The 285-nt window shown below is 40.0% G+C and carries 1 pseudogene; it reads left to right on the forward strand.

From position 1 onward, the window contains the following. Window positions 1-285, forward strand: a pseudogene (gene gyrB, locus A3756_RS27500) (DNA gyrase subunit B); the annotation flags it as partial.

Consider the following 285-nt stretch of genomic DNA (forward strand, 5'->3'; position numbering starts at 1 on the left):
AAAGACGAAGCTGCCTTAGAACAATACCTGACCCAGTCAGCTTTAGATGATACTCATTTATATGTTGATGAGGGAACACCCTCAATCTCTGGCCAAGGTTTAGAAACCTTAGTTGGTCAATATCGTGAAGTAGAAACCATTATTTCTAAGCTTGCCCGTTCTTATCCGTTACTTGTACTGGAAACTTTGCTTAAAGTAAGCGCGCTGAATAAAGAAGATCTTAAAGAGAAAGCGAAAGTTTCGGCTTGGGTTGAAGAAATACAGCCTTTGCTTGGTATTGATACC

This window comes from Oleiphilus sp. HI0086 (assembly GCF_001635225.1).